Origin of the sequence: Amycolatopsis sp. NPDC051903 (genome assembly GCF_044452505.1) — a bacterium.
GTDB lineage: Bacteria > Actinomycetota > Actinomycetes > Mycobacteriales > Pseudonocardiaceae > Amycolatopsis.
Genome location: NZ_JBITBT010000010.1, coordinates 151,031 through 170,242, shown reverse-complemented (window position 1 = coordinate 170,242; position 19,212 = coordinate 151,031). Strand labels below are relative to the sequence as shown.

At 72.1% G+C, this 19,212-nt stretch carries 20 protein-coding genes; 14 read left to right on the top strand and 6 right to left on the bottom strand.

All coding sequences use genetic code 11. The features are described 5' to 3' along the window. The first annotated feature begins 78 nt into the window (after window positions 1-78). Genes ACIA77_RS23070 through ACIA77_RS23035 form a run of 8 tightly spaced genes read left to right on the top strand, consistent with a single transcriptional unit; the run spans window position 79 to window position 7,658 of the window. The gene (locus ACIA77_RS23070) at window positions 79-1,206 is read left to right on the top strand and encodes an ABC transporter ATP-binding protein (protein ID WP_395887995.1); all 1,128 of its coding nucleotides are present in this window, start codon (window positions 79-81) and stop codon (window positions 1,204-1,206) included. Beyond that, complete coding sequence (locus tag ACIA77_RS23065; protein WP_395887994.1) at window positions 1,203-2,090, top strand: ABC transporter permease; 888 nt, start codon at window positions 1,203-1,205, stop codon at window positions 2,088-2,090. Before ACIA77_RS23070 ends, ACIA77_RS23065 begins: the two co-directional genes overlap by 4 nt. Continuing rightward, a complete protein-coding gene (locus ACIA77_RS23060) occupies window positions 2,074-2,880 on the top strand; it encodes an ABC transporter permease (RefSeq protein ID WP_395887993.1) in 807 nt (268 codons plus the stop codon). The genes ACIA77_RS23065 and ACIA77_RS23060 overlap by 17 nt, the downstream gene beginning before the upstream one ends. Then, window positions 2,870-3,637, top strand: coding sequence for an SDR family NAD(P)-dependent oxidoreductase (locus ACIA77_RS23055; RefSeq protein ID WP_395887992.1), 768 nt, complete (start codon window positions 2,870-2,872; stop codon window positions 3,635-3,637). The genes ACIA77_RS23060 and ACIA77_RS23055 overlap by 11 nt, the downstream gene beginning before the upstream one ends. Further along, window positions 3,634-5,049, top strand: coding sequence for an amidase (locus ACIA77_RS23050; RefSeq protein WP_395887991.1), 1,416 nt, complete (start codon window positions 3,634-3,636; stop codon window positions 5,047-5,049). Before ACIA77_RS23055 ends, ACIA77_RS23050 begins: the two co-directional genes overlap by 4 nt. An 11-nt stretch (window positions 5,050-5,060) precedes the next feature. Continuing rightward, entirely contained in the window at window positions 5,061-5,879 is an 819-nt protein-coding gene (locus ACIA77_RS23045) for a polysaccharide deacetylase (protein ID WP_395887990.1), read from the top strand. Beyond that, window positions 5,876-6,562 carry an SDR family NAD(P)-dependent oxidoreductase gene (locus ACIA77_RS23040; protein ID WP_395887989.1) on the top strand — a complete coding sequence of 229 codons (687 nt, stop codon included), beginning with the start codon at window positions 5,876-5,878 and terminating at the stop codon, window positions 6,560-6,562. The genes ACIA77_RS23045 and ACIA77_RS23040 overlap by 4 nt, the downstream gene beginning before the upstream one ends. Before the next feature lie 25 nt (window positions 6,563-6,587). After that, on the top strand, window positions 6,588-7,658 hold the full coding sequence (locus tag ACIA77_RS23035; RefSeq protein ID WP_395887988.1) for an ABC transporter substrate-binding protein: 1,071 nt from the start codon (window positions 6,588-6,590) through the stop codon (window positions 7,656-7,658). Window positions 7,659-7,679: 21 nt separating this feature from the next. Here ACIA77_RS23035 and ACIA77_RS23030 read toward each other — a convergent pair whose 3' ends face one another. After that, a complete protein-coding gene (locus tag ACIA77_RS23030; protein ID WP_395887987.1) occupies window positions 7,680-8,963 on the bottom strand; it encodes an amidohydrolase family protein in 1,284 nt (427 codons plus the stop codon). 55 nt (window positions 8,964-9,018) lie between these two features. On the opposite strand from ACIA77_RS23030, the gene ACIA77_RS23025 reads away from it, so the two are divergent. Further along, window positions 9,019-9,690, top strand: a complete 672-nt coding sequence (locus ACIA77_RS23025) for a MerR family transcriptional regulator (RefSeq protein ID WP_395887986.1) — start codon at window positions 9,019-9,021, stop codon at window positions 9,688-9,690. 154 nt (window positions 9,691-9,844) lie between these two features. Here the strand turns inward: ACIA77_RS23025 and ACIA77_RS23020 are convergent, their stop codons facing one another. The 3 genes from ACIA77_RS23020 to ACIA77_RS23010 form a co-directional block, all read right to left on the bottom strand. Further along, entirely contained in the window at window positions 9,845-10,582 is a 738-nt protein-coding gene (locus tag ACIA77_RS23020; protein ID WP_395887985.1) for a class I SAM-dependent methyltransferase, read from the bottom strand. A gap of 268 nt (window positions 10,583-10,850) precedes the next feature. Next, window positions 10,851-11,633, bottom strand: coding sequence for a methyltransferase domain-containing protein (locus ACIA77_RS23015; protein ID WP_395887984.1), 783 nt, complete (start codon window positions 11,631-11,633; stop codon window positions 10,851-10,853). Between the two features lie 207 nt (window positions 11,634-11,840). Beyond that, window positions 11,841-11,978 (bottom strand): hypothetical protein, encoded by a 138-nt coding sequence (locus tag ACIA77_RS23010; protein WP_395887983.1) that lies wholly within the window; start codon window positions 11,976-11,978, stop codon window positions 11,841-11,843. A 127-nt stretch (window positions 11,979-12,105) separates the two neighbouring features. Between ACIA77_RS23010 and ACIA77_RS23005 the strand changes: the two genes are divergently transcribed. Genes ACIA77_RS23005 through ACIA77_RS22985 form a run of 5 tightly spaced genes read left to right on the top strand, consistent with a single transcriptional unit; the run spans window position 12,106 to window position 16,850 of the window. After that, window positions 12,106-12,828, top strand: a complete 723-nt coding sequence (locus ACIA77_RS23005) for an SDR family NAD(P)-dependent oxidoreductase (protein WP_395887982.1) — start codon at window positions 12,106-12,108, stop codon at window positions 12,826-12,828. Window positions 12,829-12,860: 32 nt separating this feature from the next. Then, window positions 12,861-14,162: an MFS transporter gene (locus tag ACIA77_RS23000; protein ID WP_395887981.1), complete on the top strand. Its 1,302-nt coding sequence runs from the start codon at window positions 12,861-12,863 to the stop codon at window positions 14,160-14,162. A gap of 8 nt (window positions 14,163-14,170) precedes the next feature. Further along, window positions 14,171-15,310 (top strand): C45 family autoproteolytic acyltransferase/hydolase, encoded by a 1,140-nt coding sequence (locus ACIA77_RS22995; RefSeq protein ID WP_395887980.1) that lies wholly within the window; start codon window positions 14,171-14,173, stop codon window positions 15,308-15,310. Further along, window positions 15,307-16,143 carry a polysaccharide deacetylase gene (locus tag ACIA77_RS22990; protein ID WP_395887979.1) on the top strand — a complete coding sequence of 279 codons (837 nt, stop codon included), beginning with the start codon at window positions 15,307-15,309 and terminating at the stop codon, window positions 16,141-16,143. The genes ACIA77_RS22995 and ACIA77_RS22990 overlap by 4 nt, the downstream gene beginning before the upstream one ends. Window positions 16,144-16,145: 2 nt before the next feature. Further along, the gene (locus ACIA77_RS22985; protein ID WP_395887978.1) at window positions 16,146-16,850 is read left to right on the top strand and encodes an SDR family NAD(P)-dependent oxidoreductase; all 705 of its coding nucleotides are present in this window, start codon (window positions 16,146-16,148) and stop codon (window positions 16,848-16,850) included. Here the strand turns inward: ACIA77_RS22985 and ACIA77_RS22980 are convergent. Together ACIA77_RS22980 and ACIA77_RS22975 are read right to left on the bottom strand one after the other, a co-directional pair. Continuing rightward, window positions 16,843-18,465 carry an ABC transporter substrate-binding protein gene (locus ACIA77_RS22980; protein ID WP_395887977.1) on the bottom strand — a complete coding sequence of 541 codons (1,623 nt, stop codon included), beginning with the start codon at window positions 18,463-18,465 and terminating at the stop codon, window positions 16,843-16,845. The genes ACIA77_RS22985 and ACIA77_RS22980 overlap by 8 nt on opposite strands. 95 nt (window positions 18,466-18,560) lie before the next feature. Beyond that, entirely contained in the window at window positions 18,561-19,193 is a 633-nt protein-coding gene (locus ACIA77_RS22975) for a TetR/AcrR family transcriptional regulator (RefSeq protein ID WP_395887976.1), read from the bottom strand. Window positions 19,194-19,212 lie beyond the last annotated feature (19 nt).

The window sequence follows — 19,212 nt, the reverse complement described above, 5'->3', positions numbered from 1 at the left end:
AGGAAGCCAGCAGGACACCACGAGCACGACACACCGAGCACGACACAACAAGCACTCCACAACACAGCGGAGGTGCAGATGACCGCCACCACCCGTCGCCGGGCCGGCACCGCGCCGGCGGTGGACTCGCGGCCGGAACCGGACGTCGTGCTGGCCATGCGCGCCGTCTCGGTGGACTACGGAGCGACCCGCGTGCTGCACGAAGTCGACTTGTCGGTGCGCCGCGGTGAGCTCATCGCCCTGCTGGGGCCCAGCGGGTCGGGCAAGACGACGATGATCCGCACCGTCGCCGGCTTCACGCGGCCGGTCTCGGGCGAGCTGCTCCTGCACGGCCGTGATCTCACCGGCGTCCCCGTGCACCACCGCAACATCGGGCTGGTCTTCCAGAGCTACGCGCTCTTCCCGCACCTGTCGGTCGCGGACAACATCGCGTACCCGCTGAAGGTGCAGAAGAAGGGCCGCGCCGCGATCAAGGCCCGCGTGGCCGAGCTGGTCGAACTCGTGCAGCTCGGCGGGCACGCGGGCAAACGACCGGCGCGGTTGTCCGGTGGGCAGCAGCAGCGCGTCGCCCTGGCGCGGGCGCTCGCGATGGATCCCGAACTGCTCCTGCTCGACGAGCCCCTGTCGAACCTCGACGCCAACCTGCGCCGCGAGGTGGGGGAGGAGATCCGGCGCCTGCAGCAGCGCACCGGCACCACCACGATCATGGTCACGCACGACCGCCAGGAGGCCTTCGGCATGGCCGACCGGATGGCTGTGCTGCGCGAGGGCCGCATCGAACAGCTCGACACCCCTCGCGCCGTTTACCGCCGCCCGGCCAACGCGTTCATGGCGGGCTTCGCCGGCGACGCCACCCTGATCCCGGGCACCGTCACCGCGACCGAGCCGACCGAGGTCACGACCGCCGCGGGGCGGCTCGTCACCGACGACGAAGCGGCCGCCGGCGCCGAGGTCGTGGTCCTGGTCCGGCCCGAGGACGTCCGGATCGAGCCACCCGGCGCCGCCGGGCCCGGGGTGCTGGCCGCGACGATCGCCGAGAGCTTCTACTACGGCAGCTCGCTCGTCGTGCAGGCCGACGCCGGCGGTGTCCGCGTCCAGGCCCTCGTCACCGGCGCGGCCACCACGCGGTTCGAAGCGGGGCAACGGGTTTCGCTGCACATCGACGCGCGCGACGCCGTGCTCGTCCCGGACGGGGCCGGCGCATGACCGCCACGCTGACCCAGCCGATCGCCCCGTCGCGCACGCGGCGGAAAGCACCGTCGCGCCGCGTGCTGCTGCTCCTGCTGCCGATGGTGGTGATCTTCGCCGTCGGGTTCGCCGTGCCGCTCTACTTCGTGGTCCGCTTCTCCCTCGAGCACTTCGACGCCGCCGACGGGCAGACGTGGGGTTTCACCTTCGACCAGTTCCTCACGATCTTCACCACCCCGCTGTACGGCAACCTGATCCTGCGCACGCTCGGGCTCGCGCTCGCGACCACCGTGATCTCCGCGGTGATCGGGTATCCGCTGGCGCTGGCGATCACGCGCGGGCCGCGGCGGCTGCGCGGGCCGCTGATGGCCGTGGTGACGATCCCGATGCTCACCAGCGTCGTCGTGAAGACGTTCGGCTGGCAGGTGCTGCTCAGCAGTGACGGGTTCCTGCAGCGCACGCTCGACGCCGTCGGCCTGTCGTCGGTGAAGCTGATCAACACCTCGACCGGGGTCGTGCTCGGGCTCGTGCACACCTACTTCCCGTTCATGGTGATCAGCCTCGTCGCGGCGCTCTCAGCCCTCGACCGCCGCACGGAAGAGGCGGCGGCCGCACTCGGTTCACCGCCCGGGCAGGTGTTCCGGCGCGTGACGTTCCCGCAGTCCCTCGACGGGCTCGCCGCCGGGTCCGCGCTGACGTTCGTGACGAGCATGAGCGCGCTCATCACGCCGCAGATGCTGGGCGGGGGCAAGGTGTCCACGATCGTCACGGTCATCTACCAGCAGGCGACGACGGCGCAGAACTGGCCGCTCGCGTCCGCGCTCGGCGTGCTGCTGCTGGTCATCACCTTCGTGATCCTGTCCCTGCAGACCTGGGCGGTGCGCCGTGCCACGCGCGGGTGAGCGTCGCCGCGGCCGCGCCGGCTCGGTCGTGTTCTGGGTCGTCGTCGCCCTGATCGTGGTCTTCATCCTGGCGCCGCTGGCCGTCGCGATCGGCTCGTCGGTGACCGAGACCGGCTACCTGACGTTCCCGCCGAAGGGCTTCACGCTCAAGTGGTTCGCCGCGGCCGCGAACGACCCGAAGTTCCTCGAGGCGCTGTGGACGAGCCTGCAGCTGGGCGCCGCGACGACGGTCATCAGCGTGCTCGCCGGCGTCCTCGCGAGTTACGCGATCGTGCGCCGGCCCGGTGTCGTGACCGGGGCGCTGGAACAGGTCCTGCTCTCGCCGATCCTGCTGCCCGCCGTGGTGCTGGGGCTCGGCGTCCTGTTCGCGCTGTCGCTCTCGGGCTGGCTCGGCACGTTCCCCGGCGGCCTGCTGGCGCACGTGATCATCGCGTCGCCGTTCGTCACGCGGTCGGTGCTGGCCGGGCTGCGGCGGCTGGATCCCGCGCTGGATGAGGCGTCCCGGTCGCTCGGCGCGGGCGCGACGCGGACGTTCTGCCGGATCGTGCTGCCCTCGCTGCGCGGCGCGATCATCGGCGGCGCGGTGTTCGCGTTCGTCATCTCCTTCGACGAAGCGGTGGTCACGCTGTTCCTCACCGGCAGCGGCTTCACCACGCTGCCGATCACGATCTTCACCTACGTCCAGTACTCGAACAACCCGACGATCGCCGCGGTCTCGACCGTGATCGTGCTCGTCTCCGCGGTGCTCGTCGGGCTCGTCACGCGCGGGGGAGGCCAGGATGAGCGCTGAGGGCACGCGCCCGGCGGCGGTGGTGACCGGGTCGTCGTCGGGCATCGGGCGCGCGTGCGCGGTGGAGCTCGCGCGCAGCGGCTGGGACGTCGTCGTGCACGGGCTCACCGACGACGGGCTCGCGGAGACCGCGGACCTGGTCGCGGCGGAGGGCGCCACGGCGGTCGCCGTCGGCGGCGCCATGCGGGAGCCGGTGGTCGCTTCGGCGCTCGTGCGGGCCGCCGTCGAGCGGTTCGGCCGGCTCGACGGCGTGGTCAGCAACGCGGGCACCGGCCTGACGAAGGCCTTCGGCGACCTCGGCGACGACGACTGGACCACGCTGCTGGAAACGCACCTGCTCGGCGCGACCCGGCTCCTGCGAGCGGCCCACCCACACCTGGCCGCCGCGAAGGGGAGTGTCGTCACGATGTCGAGCCTCGCCGCGGGGCGGGCGCTGACCGGCCGCGCCGGCTACGGCGCGACGAAAGCCGCGCTCGAAGGCCTGACCCGGCAGCTCGCCGCCGAGTGGGCGGCCGACGGCGTGCGCGTCAACGCCATCGCGCCGGGCACGATCCTGACCCCGCTGGTGCGCCGCAACTTCGAGCGGGGGCTGCTCGACGAAGGGCAGGTGCTGCAGCGCACCCCGCTGGGCCGGCTCGGCGAGCCGGGGGAAATCGCCACCGCCGCGCGGTTCCTGCTCTCGCGCGACGCGTCCTACATCACCGGCCAGACGCTGTCGGTCGACGGCGGCTGGTCCATCTGGGGAGGGTGGTCATGATTCCCGCACGAGCGCTCGAGCTGCGCACGGCTGTGGTCGACGGCGAGCTGTCGGCGGGCGAGGTCCTCGACGAAACCCTCGCCGCGATCGAGAAGACCGACGCGACCCTGCACGCGTTCCTCACCGTCGACGAGGAGCACGCTCGGGAACAGGTGCGCGAACTGGACCGCCGCCGCGCCGCCGGGGAGGAACCGGGGCCGCTGTGGGGAGTCCCGTTCTCCGTCAAGGACGTCTACGACACCCGCGGGGTGCGCACGACGTACGGTTCCCGCGTCTACGACCACCACGTGCCCGAGCGCGACGCCGAGCTGGTGCGCCGGATCCGCCGGGCCGGCGGGATCCTCGTCGGCAAGACGAACACGCCCGAGTTCGCGATCTACATCCGCACGGTCAACGACCTGCAGCCCGAAACGCGCAACCCGTGGGACCCGGCCTGCACGCCGGGCGGGTCGAGTGGCGGTGCCGCGGCGTCGATCGCGGCCGGGCTCACGACGATCGCGGTCGGCAGCGACGGCGGCGGTTCGATCCGCGTGCCGGCGGCCCTGTGCGGCTGCGTCGGCCTGATGCCCTCGCGCGGCGCGCTGCCCCGCACCGGCGGCCGCATCGGCACCCGGCGCTTCTCCTCGGGCGGGCCCATCACGCTCGACGCGCGGGACGCCCACGTGCTGTACGAGGTGATGGCCGGCCCGTACGCCGGCGACGGGCTCAGCCGCGGCCTGCTGCCGACGGGGATCCGGCAAGAGGCCGGGATCCCGGCGACGCCCCGCGTCCGCTGGATCGGCGACAGCGGCGTGCCCGGCGCGGACGACGAGGTCGTGACCACCGCGCACGAAGCCGCCGCCGAATTCGTCCGCGGCTGCGGGGGCCGGCTCGACGAGAGCGTGTCCGGAATGGACTCGCCGCTGTTCAGCGAAGCGTTCTACGACATGATGCAGGCCGACCGGTTCTCCACCGGCGGCGCGGAGATCTTCCGCGACGAGAAGGCCAACGCGCTGCTCACCGATTACGGCCGCCACCAGTTCGCGCGCGGTTCGGCCGTCACCGGCGCCGCCTATTCGGCCGCGATCGAGACGCAGCTCAAGGCGGTGGAGCACCTCGAACGGCTGCTCGACGGCGCCGACCTGGTGGCGACGCCGACCGTGCCGTTCACCGCGCCCCGCATCCCCGACGGTGATCTCGCACTGCCGGAGGAGGCTCGGCGCGGGTTCGTCGCCTTCACCTTTCTCCTGAACTACACCGGTTTCCCGGCGGTCACCGTGCCGTGCGGCACCGTCCGGTCGATGCCCGTCGGCCTCCAGCTGATCGGGCGGCCCGGTTCGGAGGACGTGCTGATGTCCTACGCCGCCGCGTTCCAGGACCGCGTGTTCCGGCTGCCGCCCGCTCCCGTGTCCGCCCTGTCCCCGTCGCGTTAGGAGCGCCGCCGATGCCCACTCCCGTTCTGCTGACCTTCGACCTCGACGCCGAGCTGCTGTGGACGGCGCGCGATCCGGCGGGTGCGTCGAAACCGGTGTGGCTCTCGCAGGGCCACTACGGACCCCAGGTCGGCCTGCCGCGGATCCTCGCGCTGCTCAAGCGATACGAGATCACCGCGACGTTCTTCGTGCCCGGCCTCGTGGTGGAGCGCTACCCGGCGGCGATCGAGTCCATTCTGGACGCGGGACTCGTCATCGAGCACCACAGCCACACCCACGAGTGGTCGGACAAGCTCGGGCCCGAGGCCGAGCTGGAGGAGTTCCAGAAGGGCTGGGACGCGATCGTCAAGGCGACCGGCCGGGAACCGCGAGGCTGGCGCTCGCCGGCGGGTGAACTGACCGCGGATTCCGTGCGGTATGTGGAGCAGTTCGGGATGACGTTCTCGTCGAACCTGTTCGACTCGGACACCGCGCACCTGCTGGCCGACCAGGGGCGCACCACGGCCATCGTGGAGCTGCCCTTCGCGTGGGTCCTCGACGACGCCCCGTTCTTCCTCTACAGCAACCGGCTGCCGGGCCGCACCATGTCAGCGCCGTCGGCCGTCGCGGAGTCCTGGATCCGCGAGTACGACGGCATCTCCCAGGAGGCGGGCACGCACTTCCTGATCGCCATGCACCCGCAGGTCATCGGGCGGCACTCGCGGCTGTGGGCGCTGGAGGAGACGATCAAGCACATCCGCGAGGCGGGCACGGGGGAGTTCCTGTCCTGTGTGGACTACGCGGAGCGGGTCCGTCCGGCGCTGCTGGCGGACGCGGGGCTGGCGCCGTGACCGGCGTGGCCGTGGTGACCGGCGGGGCGAGCGGGATCGGCGCGGCCGTGGTGGAGTTGCTGGCAGCGCGGGACTTCACGGTCGTCGTGGCCGATCTCGACGCGACGCCGCCGACGGACGTGTCGTCTTCGGACAGTGTCGACGCGCTCGCCGCCCGGGTGGCCGAGGAGCACGGGCGGTGCGACGTGCTGGTGAACTGCGCCGGTGTCGTCGCGGTGGGGGACGTGCTGGCGGTGTCCGAAGCGGACTGGCAGCGGGCGTTCGACGTGAACGTCACCGGGGTGTGGCGCACGGCGCGGGCGTTCATCCCGTTGATGACGGGTGGGGGAGCGATCGTCAACGTCGCGTCGGCGGCCGCGCTGCGGGCGATCCCGGAAATGCCGGCGTACGTCGCGTCGAAAGCGGCGGTGGTCGGCCTGACGCGCGCCATGGCGATCGACCACGCGGCGGCCGGTATCCGCGTCAACTGCGTGTGCCCGGGGCTCGTCGACACCCCGCTCGCGCGCCACGCGCAGGAGCAGCGGGGCGGCCAGGCGCGGGCCGCGGTGCGGAACTTCGAGCCGTACCTGGTGAAACGCACCGCCGAGGCCGGGGAGATCGCCGAGGCCGTGGTGCTGCTCGCCACCAACCGCTACGCCACCGGCGCCACCCTCGCGCTCGACGGCGGGCGTTCCCTCCACTAGTCCCCACCCCCCCAAGGAGATCACCATGCCCACCCTCGACCGCCGGGGCTTCCTCCGGCTCACCGGCGCCGCCGCGGGCGCCGCCGTCCTCACCGCGTGCGGCCCGAACAAGCCGGGCAAACCCGGTTCGCCCGCGGGCGGCGGACTGAAGATCAACAGTTTCGGCGGCACGTTCCAGAGCGCCGTGCAGTCGACCGTCGCCGACGCCTACACCACCAAGACGGGCGTCGGCGTCGACCTGATCACCGCCATCTCCAGCGACGCCCTGACCAAGATGAAGGCCGCGAACAACGCCTTCGACCTGGCGTACCTGGACCTCGCGCCGCTCTACCAGGCCAAGTCCGCGGGCCTGCTGCAGAAGCTCGACCGCGGCAAGCTGCCGTCGGTGTCGGAGCTGTACCCGCTGGCGGTGGACAAGGACGGCTACTGGGTGGCGGAACTCGCGTCGATGACCGGCATCGTCTACAACACCGAGAAGATCACCACGCCCCCGAAGTCCTGGAAGGACCTGTGGGACCCGAAGTACCGGGGAAAGGTCGCCATCTCCAACGTCAGCGGCACCGCGGGGTACCACTTCCTCGCCATGGCCGCGCGCCTCAACGGCGGTTCGGAAAGCGCGATCGACCCGGGCTTCGCGGCGGTGTCCGCGTTGAAACCCAGCCTCTCGGCCATCTACAGCACCCCCGACGAGATGAGCAAGCTCCTCACCAGCGGCGAGGCCGACCTCGGTGTGTGGTACGCGGACCGCACGAGCGCCCTGAAGTCCAGCGGCGCCCCCGTCGCGTTCGTGCGCCCGGCCGAAGGCGCCACCGCGATCCTCTCGGCGATGTGCCTGCCCAAGGCTTCGGCCCGCGCCCAGGACGCCCACGCCTACCTGGATTTCCAGATCTCCTCGGCCGTCAACGGCAAGTTCGTGCAGGCCATCGCCGAGGGCCCCACCAACAGCAAGGTGACGCTGCCCCAGCCGTTCCTGTCGGCGAACTACGTGCCCTACGGGCAGAAGGAGATCTCGTCGCTGGTGCAGCTGGACAGCGAGGCGATCTCACGCAACCTGTCGGCGTGGATCACGCGGTGGCAGCAGGAGATCGCGAGCTGAGCCAGCCCGCCGACGTCGGTGTCACTCACGCGTGATCCCTGGAAGGAGATCCCGGACCGCGGCGATGACCTTGTCGGTCTGTGCGCGCAGGGCGGCCAAGCCCGCTTGCTCGTCGGCTGACCCGATGTAGGTGTCGAGGTCTGCGCGGATGCCGTGTTTCCACACGGCCGCCACGCGCTGTGTGTCGGTGATGTCGTGGTCCGGTCGCCCATCGACCAAGACCAGGTCGGCGCGCAGTCCAGGTCGGATGCGGCCCCGGTCGGCAAGGCCGAACACCTCGGCGGTGCGCGCCGTCGCGGCCGCCAGGGCCTCTTCAGGGGTCAGTCCCGCAGCGACGAGGCGCTGAAGTTCGCGGTGCACGCTGGCGCCGTGGACCGTGCCCGGGTTGGGGGCGTCCGTGCCGGCCAGTATCGGCACTCCGGCGTCGTGCAGGAGGCCGACGTTGGCGGCCGGTGCCGTGAAGTCGGGCAGCTGCGGCGGAAGCCACCGCTGTGCTTGCCGCTGGAGGACGCCGGACCACGCCGGTCCCAGCCGCCGGGCCAGCTCGGGCTCGGCCAGCAGCGGCATCTCGTCGCCGTCACCGGGAAACCCGTCGGCCACCGACAGCGTGGCGATGACCGCGACACCCGCCGCCGAAATGGCCCTGGCGTGAGCCTCGGTAACCGGGTCGAAGGGCACGTGGGCCAGGACGTCCACGCCGGTGGACAGCAGGTCGACGGCCGCTTGAGCGGTGGTCGCGTGGGCTACCACCAGCAGGCCGGCCCGGTGTGCGGCGCTGACCAGCGCGGCCACCGTCGGGAGGTCCAGCGACGGCATGGGCATCGGGCCGCCGTTCGTGCTGTCGTCGTAGAAGACCTTCAGGTGGTGGGCGCCTTCGGCGAGACGCTCGGCCACGAACGCCTCGGCGTCCTGCGGTCCGGTGACGTACGGGAAGGGCGCGTACATCATGCTCGGGTGCCCGCCCGGCGCGGTGGCGCCGATGCCGGACGAACGCACCTCGGCGGCGTCGGGCCCAGCACCCTGCGCCACGGCTTGGCGCACGGTGTCGGGTTTGCTGAACATGTCCAGCACCGTGGTGACGCCGAAGGCCAGCCCTTGCCGCGGCGCGCCGGGCAGCAGGTGGACGTGCGCGTCGATCAGGCCGGGCAGCAGGGTGCCGCCGCAGCCGTCCACGTGCTGGTCACCGGCTCGAAGCAGCTCAGGCCCGCCGACCGCGTCGATCCGGTCGCCGATGAGGCGCACGGCGGTGTGCTCGGTCAGCTGCCGTCCGTCGTGAACGCGGACCCGGGTGATCGTCGTTGCCATGGTGAGAACGGTAAAAGTTGACACAGTGTGAAGGTCAAGTGCGTACGGTGGTCGCGTGCGCTTCTCCATCAGCCAGGTCGCCAAGGCTTCCGGCGTGTCCGCCCGGATGCTGCGCCACTACGACGCGGTCGGTTTGCTCAAGCCCAGTGTGGTCGCCGCCAACGGCTACCGCTGGTACGGCCGCGCGGAGTTGTTGCGGTTGCAGCGCATCCTGGTGCTGCGCCGGCTCGGCATCGGGCTGGAGCACCTCGGTGAGATCCTGCGCGAGCAGTCCGACGAGGCGACCGCGCTGCGCGGGCACCTGACGCAACTGCAGGCCGAACGCCGACGGCTCGACGCGATCATCAGCACGGTCGAGGAGACCATCGGCGATTTGGACGCGGCCCGCATCCAGGACCCGCAACGGTTCTTCGCCGGTCTACGCCAGGACAAGACCACCATGAGGGAGTCCCTGGCGGAGTCGTTCGGGCCGGCGAGTTCAGCCGCCTTCGACGCCGCGGCGGCAGCCCAGGACGGCTTCACCACCGCGGACTACGAACACGCGGCGGCGCAGGGCGCCGCGTTGTTCCGGCGGCTGGCCGAGGTCATGCGCACCGGAGCGGCTCCGGACGCACCCACGGCGCTGGACGCGATCGGCGAGCACTACGACTCCGTCCGCAAGTACTGGCAGCCCACGCCGGAGGCGTACGCGGCGTTGGGCCGCCTGTACCTGACCGATCCCCGCTAGCGGGGCCTGGCCGAACAGGCGGATCCGGAACTGCCCGCTTGGCTGGCCGCAGCCATCCCAGCCTACGCACGGCACCGTCTGAAACCTCACTGAACCTCGTGAGCACGGCCTGCGAGTCCGAAGTGGATGATCGGCATTCGCGCGCGCCACCGAATCAGTGCGGCGGCAGCCGGTACACGGACACGTGCGACCGCGACTCCCCGGTGAACTCGCCGCCGGTCCAGTCCGCGTGCCGGCTCTCCAGCTCGAACCCCGCCAGTTGCCCCATCAGGTCGAGTTCGGCGGGCCAGATGTAGCGGTGGGGGCTGCGCGCCAGGCGAGCCTGGCGGGTGTCGCCGAAGGTGACGTGGTGGGAGACGAGGTGCTGGCGCACGGTGTCGTAGGTGTCCATCCCGAAGTAGCCCGGCTCGGAGTGGAAGACCAGCCCCGCCTGCCCGGGCGGGAGCACGCGCAGGTCGGGCACTCCGAGCTCGACCACGAAGCGGCCGCCGGGGCTCAGGTGGCGGGCCGCGTTGCGGAAGCACTCGACCTGCTCGGCCTGGGTGAGCAGGTTGGAGATCGTGTTGTAGACCAAGTACACCAGCGTGAACCGGCCCGGTGCCGTGGCCGTCGCCATGTCGCCGACGACCACGGGGACTGTCGCTTCGTCGGCTTTCTCCCGCAACCGGGCGAGCATCGCGCGCGACAGCTCGACGCCGGTGACGGGCACGCCGAGTGCGGCGAGCGGGACGGCCACGCGGCCGGTGCCGACGGCGAACTCGAGCACCCGCCCGCCGTCGGCCAGCGCGGCGAGCACGAGCGTCGGGCCCAGGACGTCGGGTGAGAACATGCCGACGCCCGGGGTGTCGTAGCGCTGCGCCGTGTCGGCGTCCCAGATCTCGTCCTGTCGCATGCACCCACCCTCACCACGGGGGCGAGTGCTGTCCACCGATTTAGAGGGTGGTGAACCCGCTGTTCGCCGTCCCCAGGATGGCCGTGGTGGGGAAGAACGACAGGATTCCTTGCGTCAGCACCGGCTACCGGGCCGATCTTCATCCACCTGGTGCCGCTCGCAGCACTGTTCACCGCGGAGCTCTGCGCGGTCCCCGTTCGAGGGACTCGTGACCGTTCCCGGCACGGGTCCGGTGGCGTCCACAGTGGACGGCGTGGTCCCCGCGGGGCTACTCCGCCACGGCGGTGAAGAGGTAGCGGTTCAGGCAGTAGAAGTACTCGCCCGCGCGGCCGAGGGCCTGCAGATCGGCCAGCCACGCCTGGGCCTCCTCCGCCGTGACGCCGCGGCGGCCGGGGACGAAGTCGGCGATGATCTGCATTTCGGTCGCGCTGAAGGAATCCGGGGTCAGCTCGGGGTTCACGATCGGGTGCACGTGGTGCCCGGTCACGCGGAAGCCCGCGCGCCGCAGCAGCGCGGACAGGACCCGCGGCAGGCGGGGGTGTGCGAGGTGCTCGTCCCACGCGTCCAGGACGCGCCGGTGGCGCTCGGGGTCGGAGGTGTGCCACACGTGCGAGTCCGCGTCGGTGTCGAGGATCAGCACGCGCCCGCCGGGCCGCAGCACGCGCCGCAGTTCGGCCAGCGCGGCCGGCACGTCGGGCACGTACTCGTAGACCTGCGTCGACACGGCCGCGTCGAACGAACCGTCCGGGTAGGGCAGCGCGGTCGCGTCGCCTTCGTCGAGCGACACCCACGCCAGGCCGTCGACCCGGTCGGCGGCGAGGGAGTTCATCGCGGCACTCGGGTCCAGCCCGTGCGCGGCGCCCGTCGCGCCCACCGCGCGGGCGATCGGTTCGAGCAGGTACCCCGGCCCGGACCCGACGTCCAGCACGCGCTCACCCGGACGCGGTGCCAGCAGCGACAGCACCGTGTTCCGCTGGTCCACGACGTCCGGGCTCGCGTACAGCCGGTCGGTCCGCTTCGCGCCTTCGTCGTCGAACCGCAGCATCGCCATGTCCCGAGACTAACCGCCGCGGCAACCCCGGCCGCCCACGGCGAGAGCAGGTCCATCGAGAACCCGTCGACGAAGATCACCAGCCCGCTCCACTTCAGCCGCGAGTCGCGGCCTTCGCGGCTCTTGACCTGCCCGAGCGTGGTCACGACGAACGCCTCGACCAGCAGGAGACAGAGCCGCCATCCGCTGGCGCCCCAGCAGGTCCGGTCACCACGGTCGGCCCGCCGAGGAACGCCGGCGTTTTCCCAGCCGGCCCCAGCACAGCACCGGCACTCCGAACACGGGCAGCTGCGCCGTGTCGTGCCCGGCGAGCCACTCCCGCCACGCGTGCAGCAGATCCCCCATCCGAACACCCAGCGGGCCGATCCCGGCGGACGCCCGGCCGGCCCCGCGCATCGGTCGAACGACCGATGCACCACCGCGCCCGCGCGCCTACCTTCCCCGGCACCGTCGTCGAGCGGGAGGAGGAGCTGTGGACGGGAAGCTCGCACTGGTGACCGGGGCCGCCGGGGGGATCGGCAGCGCGTTCGCCGACCGGCTCGCCGAGCTGGGCGCGCGGGTGGTCCGCGCCGACCTCGTGTTCGACGGCACCGACCGCGCCCGTGTGCACCACGACGTGACCGCTCCCGCGTCGTGGGACCGGCTGCGCGACCACGTGCACGAGCACTTCGGCACCCTGGACCTGCTCGTCAACAACGCGGGCGTCAGCGCCCGGGCCGACCTGCTCACCACGGCCGACGACGACTTCGCCCGCGTGCTGGCCGTCAACGCGTTCGGCCCGTGGCGCGGGATCAAGACCTTCGCCGACGACCTCGCCGCCACCCGCGGCGCCGTCGTCAACGTCGGCTCCATCTACGGCGTCACCACGCCGCCCGGCGGCGACGGGACCGTGCCCTCGTCCGTGGCCTACCAGATGAGCAAGGCCGCCGTGCACCAGCTGACCAAGGTCGCCGCCGTGGAGCTCGCGCCGCGCGGGATCCGCGTCAACGCCGTGCTGCCCGGGGTGTTCCGCACGCCCCTGGTGGAAAACCTGCCGCCCGACGCGCTGCGCGCCCGCGTCGACGGCGCCCCGATGGCGCGGTCCGGCGAGCTCGGCGAACTCGCCGCCGTGCTCGCCTTCCTCGCCGGCCCGGAGTCCTCGTTCGTCACGGGCGCCCTGGTGCCCGTGGACGGCGGGTACCTGGCGGCGTCCTGACCCGTCCCCCCACCTGGATCGCCGGAGGAACCATGACCACCCAGAGCGCCCGGTCCGCGACCGACGCCGGTGCCCCGAGACTGCAGCTGCGCGCACTCGTTTCGAGCAGCATCGGCAACCTCCTGGAGCAGTACGACAACCTCGTCTACGCCTATTCGGCCGTCTACCTGTCCGCCACGTTCTTCGCCGGCGACTCGTTCTCGGGGCTGCTGTCGACGTTCGCGGTGTTCGCGGTCGGCTTCCTCGCCCGTCCGCTGGGCACGGTGGTGTTCGGCCACATCGGCGACAAGGTGGGCCGGCGGCCCGCGCTGATCCTGAGCGTGGTCCTGATGGGCGCCGCGACCGTGCTCGTCGGCTTGCTGCCCGGGTACTCGACGATCGGCGTCGCCGCGCCCATCCTGCTCGTGGTGCTGCGCCTGTTCCAGGGCTTCGCCGTCGCGGGGGAGTGGGCGGGGTCGGCGACGATGCTCGTCGAGTACGCCGAAAAGGAGAAGCGCGGTCGCTACGGCAGCCTCAACCAGGTCAGCACCGCCGCCGGGTTCCTCGTCGCCGCCGGGGTCGTCGCGCTGAACTCGCTGTTCTGGTCCACGCAGAGCATGCGCGACTTCGGCTGGCGCGTGCCGTTCCTCATCGGCGCCCTCACCGCCGTGGTGGCGCTCGTGCTGCGGTTCGGGCTCGAGGACACCCCGGCCTACCGGGCGGAGAAGGCGGCGGGTGAGGTCAGCGAGAACCCGCTGCGCCTGGCGTTGCGCACGCAGAAGCGGGCCATGGCGCTGGGGTTCTTCTTCACCGTCAGCTGGACCGTCGCGTACTTCTTCTTCCTCACCTACCTGCCGACGCACCTCAAGACGCAGGTGAAGCTCGACGCCGGCACAACGCAGGCCTCGAACCTCGTGGCGCTGGCCGTGCTGACCGTCGGGATCTACTTCTTCGGGGTGCTGTCGGACCGGATCGGGCGCAAACCGCTGCTGCTCATCGGGTCCGGCGGGTTCATCGTGCTGACGTTCCCGGTGATGTGGCTGTTCGGGACCGGCAGCACGGCCGGTGCCTACCTCGGCCAGATCCTGATCGCGCTCGTGCTCGCCGCGTTCTCCGGGCCGGGACCCGCGGCGCTGGCCGAGCTGTTCCCGACCAACGTCCGCTACTCCGCGCTGGGCATCGGCTACAACTTCTCCGTCATGGCCTTCGGCGGCACCGCCGGGTTCATCGCCACCGCGCTCATCGACGCCACCGGCAACGCGCTCGTCGTCGCCGCGCTGCCGACCGCCGCGGCGATCATCACCTTCGTGACGGTCTGCCTGATGCCCGAGACCTACCGCACCGAACTGAAATGAGGGGTGACATGACCGAACCGCGCCTGATCGTCGTGCAGGGCAGCTACCGGCAGATGGGGGAGCAGGTGGGCGAGCAGACCGCCGACCTGATCGACCGCAGCCTCACCACCTACACCGGCCGCTTCCACGACGACGCCGGGCTCTCGGACGCCGACATCGACCGCTGGGGCCGCGTCTACCTCGACGTCGCCGAGTCCTACGTGCCCGAGATCGCGGCGATGCTGCACGGGATGGCCGACGGTTCGGGCCACCCGGCGCACCGCCTCGCCGCCCTCAACGCGCGCACCGAGATGCTCTACGGCACCGGGTACCGCGACGAAGGCTGCACGTCGGTGTCGGTGCTGCCGCGCTACACCGCGGACGGCCACACGCTGCTCGCGCAGAACTGGGACTGGCACCCCGAACAGGCCGAGGTGACGTTCCTGCTGGCCACGCGCGACGAAGCCGGGTTCTCGGTGCTGTCGCTGACCGAGGCGGGCATGCTCGCGAAGAGCGGCCTGAACTCGGCGGGGCTGGGCGTGTGCGCGAACCTGCTGATCTCCGACCGCGACCACGGCGGCCGCGGCGTGCCGTACCACTACCTGCTGCGCGGGGCGTTGCAGGCGAAGACGATGTCGGTGGCGCACAAGCGGTTGCTGCCCGTCGAGCGCATCTCGTCGGGCAACGTGCTGCTCGCCGACGCGGGCGGCGAGTCGATCGACTTCGAGCTCGCGCCGGGTGTCTTCGGGGTGCTGCTGCCCGAGCAAGGGCTGATCACGCACTCGAACCACTTCCAGGCGTCGCTTCCCCTGCAGGACAAGAAGGCGGCCACGAGCGCGCTGACGCTGCTGCGGCCCGTGCGGGCGCGCCACCTGCTCGAACCCGCACTGGAGGAGCGGCGGGTGCGGGTGGCCGACGTCGTCGCGACGCTGCGCGACGAGTGGTCGTTCCCGGACGGCATCTGCCGCCACCCCGACCCGGACGTGCCGGAGTCCGAGCACTTCTCCACCGTGTACTCGCTGGTCATGGATCTCACCGACCGCGTGCTGTGGATCGCGCCCGGCCCGCCCAGCCGCCACCCCTACACCCGCTGGGAGCTCGACCGGCTCTTCGACGGGAAACCCGCGCCCCGTACGGAATTCGTGCCCGAGGAGGCCGCCGTCGCATGACCCGCCCCACCGTCTGCCTCACGTTCGACTTCGACGCCATTTCGCTGTGGATCGCCCGCGGGCAGGTGACCCCCGGGCCGGTGTCGCGCGGCGAGTTCGGCGCGTACGCGATCAGCCGGATCCTCGACCTGCTGCGCCGCCACGACGTGCCCTCGACGTTCTTCATCCCCGGGCACACGCTGGAGACGTATCCGGCGCAGTGCGCGGCGATCGCCGAAGCGGGGCACGAAATCGCCTTGCACGGCTACGCGCACGAGCCGGTGTCCACTCTGGACCGGGACGCGGAGCTGGCCGTGAACCGGCGTTCGGCCGCGCTGATCGAGAAGTTCACGGGCACGCCGCCGGCCGGGCACCGCACACCCAGCTGGGACTTCACCGACAACACCGTCGCGATCCTCGGTGAGCTCGGCGTCGAGTACGACTCTTCGCTGATGGGCACGGACTTCGAGCCGTACTTCGCGCGCTCGGGCGACGAGTGCGACCAGGACGGTCCGTACCGGTTCGGCAAGCCGTCGCCGATCGTCGAGCTGCCGGTGTCGTGGACGCTCGACGACTACCCGCACCTGGAGTACCTGCGCCTGCCCCAAGGCGTGATGCCCGGGCTGCAGGACCCGGAGTCGATGTTCGAGCGGTTCCTGCGCGACGTGCGCTACCTGAGCGAGACCGTGCCGGATGGGGTCGCGACCGTGACGCTGCACCCGCAGGTCGTCGGGCGCGGCGCGCGGATGGCGGCGCTGGAGAAGTTCGTCACGGGCTGCCGGGCCCTGGGGGTGGAGTTCGAGCGCTGCGTCGACGTCGCGCGGCGCTTCCGCACCGTCCTGGAAGGACGGTGACCGTGGCGAAGTCCGCGCTGCTGCTGGGTTCCCGCGGCGGGCTGGGGCGCGCGGCCGGTTCGCGCCTGAGCTCCGACGGCTGGTCCGTCACCGGCGTCGACCTGCCGGAGCTGGACCTGGCCGAGCGCAACGTGGTCGCGGCGCACGTCGCGCGCCTGCAGGAAGAGCGCGGCGGGTTCGACGCGCTCGTGCACGCGGCCGGCCTGTACCCGGCGGCGCCGGTGGCCGACGGCGACGAGGACCTGTTCGACCGCGTGCTGGCGGTGAACACCCGCTCGGCGTTCGCCGCCGGCGCGCAGTTCGTGCGCGGCTGCCTCGCCGCGGGCCGGCCCGGGACCATGGTGTTCCTCAGCAGCGGCGCGGCGGTGCGGGCGCGGACGGGCACCGCCGTCTACGCGGCGTCGAAGGCCGCGCTCGACGCGCTGGTCCGTGCGTTCGCCTTGGAGCACGGGCGCGACGGCATCCGCTGCAACGCCGTCGCGCCGGGGTTCATCGACGTCGGCTCGGCGCTCAACCCCGTGCCCCGGTCCTACGTCGAGGGCGTCGAAGCGGCCGGCGTCAGCGGGCGGCTGGGGCGCCCGGACGAGGTGGCCGCCGCGGTCGCGTGGCTGCTGAGCGAGGACGCGTCCTGGGTCAACGGGCGCACGGTGCCCGTCGACGGCGGGGACGGCATCGGGTCCGTCGGCGCGCCGTCGTGGCTCACGTGAGCAGTGACGGCGCCAGCCGGCGGTGGGTGCCGCCCTCGATGCGGTAGACGAGGTGCGGGTGCCCGCGCGTCGGGTCGCCCGTGTCGTCGGGGTAGGACAGGCCGCGCTGGCCGCGGCCGAGGAACTGGTGCGCGCCCGTCACCCCGAACGACGCGACTGAACGCAGCTGCTTGCGCACCGCCGCGAAGTCCCACGGCCTGCTGACCTGGCTCCACACGTGGGCCAGCACGTTGACCATGTCGAAGTGCACCGCGGCCGCGCCGAGGCCGGGTTCGCCGCCGTAGGCCGCGCGGTAGCGCTGCTCGAACGCGTGGCACGCGGGCGTGTCGACGTTGCCGATCACCGTCGACCAGACCAGCCCGTCGCTCAGCGACCGGAACCGCTCCGTGAACCCGGGGGCGGCCGGCGACCACGCGACGTGCACGAGGGTGCGGTCGCGCAGCGGTTCGGCGGCGGTGAGGAACGCGCCCAGCGTCGCCTCGGGGAACGTCGAGAGCGACACGGCGTCGGCCTTCACGCGGTCGAGCTGCCGCACCACGTCGGTGAAGTCGCGCGTGTGGTCGGGCACCGGGTCCGCGTAGACGAGCTCCCAGCCCGAAGCCGCGGCGTGGCGCGCGATCTGCTCAGGCACCGACGCGTCGAACGTGCTTTCCCGCGGCAGGATCGCCAGCCGCCCTCGTTGCGGCAACGTCCGCAGGAGGCCGGGCACGTACGCGGACTCGGTGGAGCAGACCTGGAACACCGAGCCCAGGCCGCGCGGGTCGGCGTGCACGTCGTCGCTCAGCGCGGGCCCGGTCATGCTGTGCAGCACCGGCACCCCCGCCGCTGCGGCGGCGGCGATAGCGGGCCGCGCGTACGGCAAGGGGAAGTTCCCGAAGACGACGGCGTCGACCCCGCGCGCCGTCAGCTCCGCCACGGCGTCCAGCAGGCCCTCCGGCGTCGCCGCGAGGGCCACGTGCTCCACCTCGCGCCCGGCGACGCCGCCGCGCGCGTTGAGCTCCGTCACGGCCAGCTTGTCGCCCCGCCGCATCGCGACCGCCTCAGCGCCCGCCGCGGCCGTGTACACGGCCCCGATCAGCGCCGGCCGCGGCTTCACCCGCCGTGGCGTTTTCCTGGGCTTTTCTTCGAACAGCGCCAGGAGCGTCGCCGGGAGCACGAGGTTCTTCGCCGGCAGCGGCGCCGCGTACGCGTCGTGCTCGGCCAGCAGCGTCGCGACGGTGGCGCGCGAGCTCACCCCGGTCTTGGTGAAGATGTGCTCCAGGTGCGTCGCCACGGTCCGGCGCGCGCAGTCGAGCGCCCCGGCGATTTCCTGGTTGGCCAGCCCGCCCGCCACGCACGTCGCGACCTGCAGCTCCCGCACCGTCAACCCGAACGGCGCCGGTTCGTCCACGACGTCCAGCCGCGCGAGCCGCTCGGCACCGTCGGTCACGTCCACGGTCACCCGGCGCGTCGTGCCGTCCGCGGTGTCGAAGAACTGGACCGACCGACCGCGGAGGGCGTGCACCGCCCGCTCGGCCACCCGGACGAGATCCGGGCGCCGCGCGAAGAACGCCTGGTCACTCCCGTGCCCGGCCGCGCCCTCCGGCTGCAGCCACCGCCGCTGTCCCTGAGCCACCAGCCGTCTCCCTTCACCGGGCAGATGAGGAGTATCCCAAACGGTCGGTGGTCCGGCGCTGCTCGCTCGTTTCGGCCGCGTAAGGCGGACAGGGATCAACCGGTCCTTTCGGACGGGGCTTCCGTGTCTGTGCGGCGGAAAACAGGGAAAACACTGCCCAGCACGTGGGCGGTGATCGCGGCGGCGTCGCCGGCCGGCGCGATCGCGCGGCGCAGGGCGAGGCCGATGCCCAGTGCGCCCAGCATGATCACCACCTGGGCCAGGGGCAGGGCGGGTTCGAGGCCGAGCCGCCGGGAGTGCTCGGCGAGCAGGCCGGCCACCCGGTCGTCGAACTGCTGCTGGACGGCGGCGACCCGAGCGGTGGTCTCGGGCTGCTGTGCGGTTGCCGCGAGCACTTCCGCCACCGCGGCGCTCCACTTCGCCGCGTCCTCGTCCTGCGAGCCGGCGGGGGACAGGGCCGCGATCAGGTCGTCGCGGGTGGTGGTGCGGGCCAGGGTCTCCCGCAGGCCCTCGAAGAAGGTGTCCGCGTCGGCTTCGATGAGCGCGAGCCACAGACCTTCCTTGCCGCCGAAGTGCTTGTACACAGCGCCGCGCGTGTACCCGGCCTCGGCCGCGATCTCCTCGACGGTCGCCGCCAGGAAGCCGCGCCGCAGGAACACCTCGCGCCCTGCCGCCAAGAGGTGCTCGTGGGTGCGTTGCTGCTGTTCGGCGCGCGTCAGTCTGGTCATCGCCCGCTCACTCGGAAAC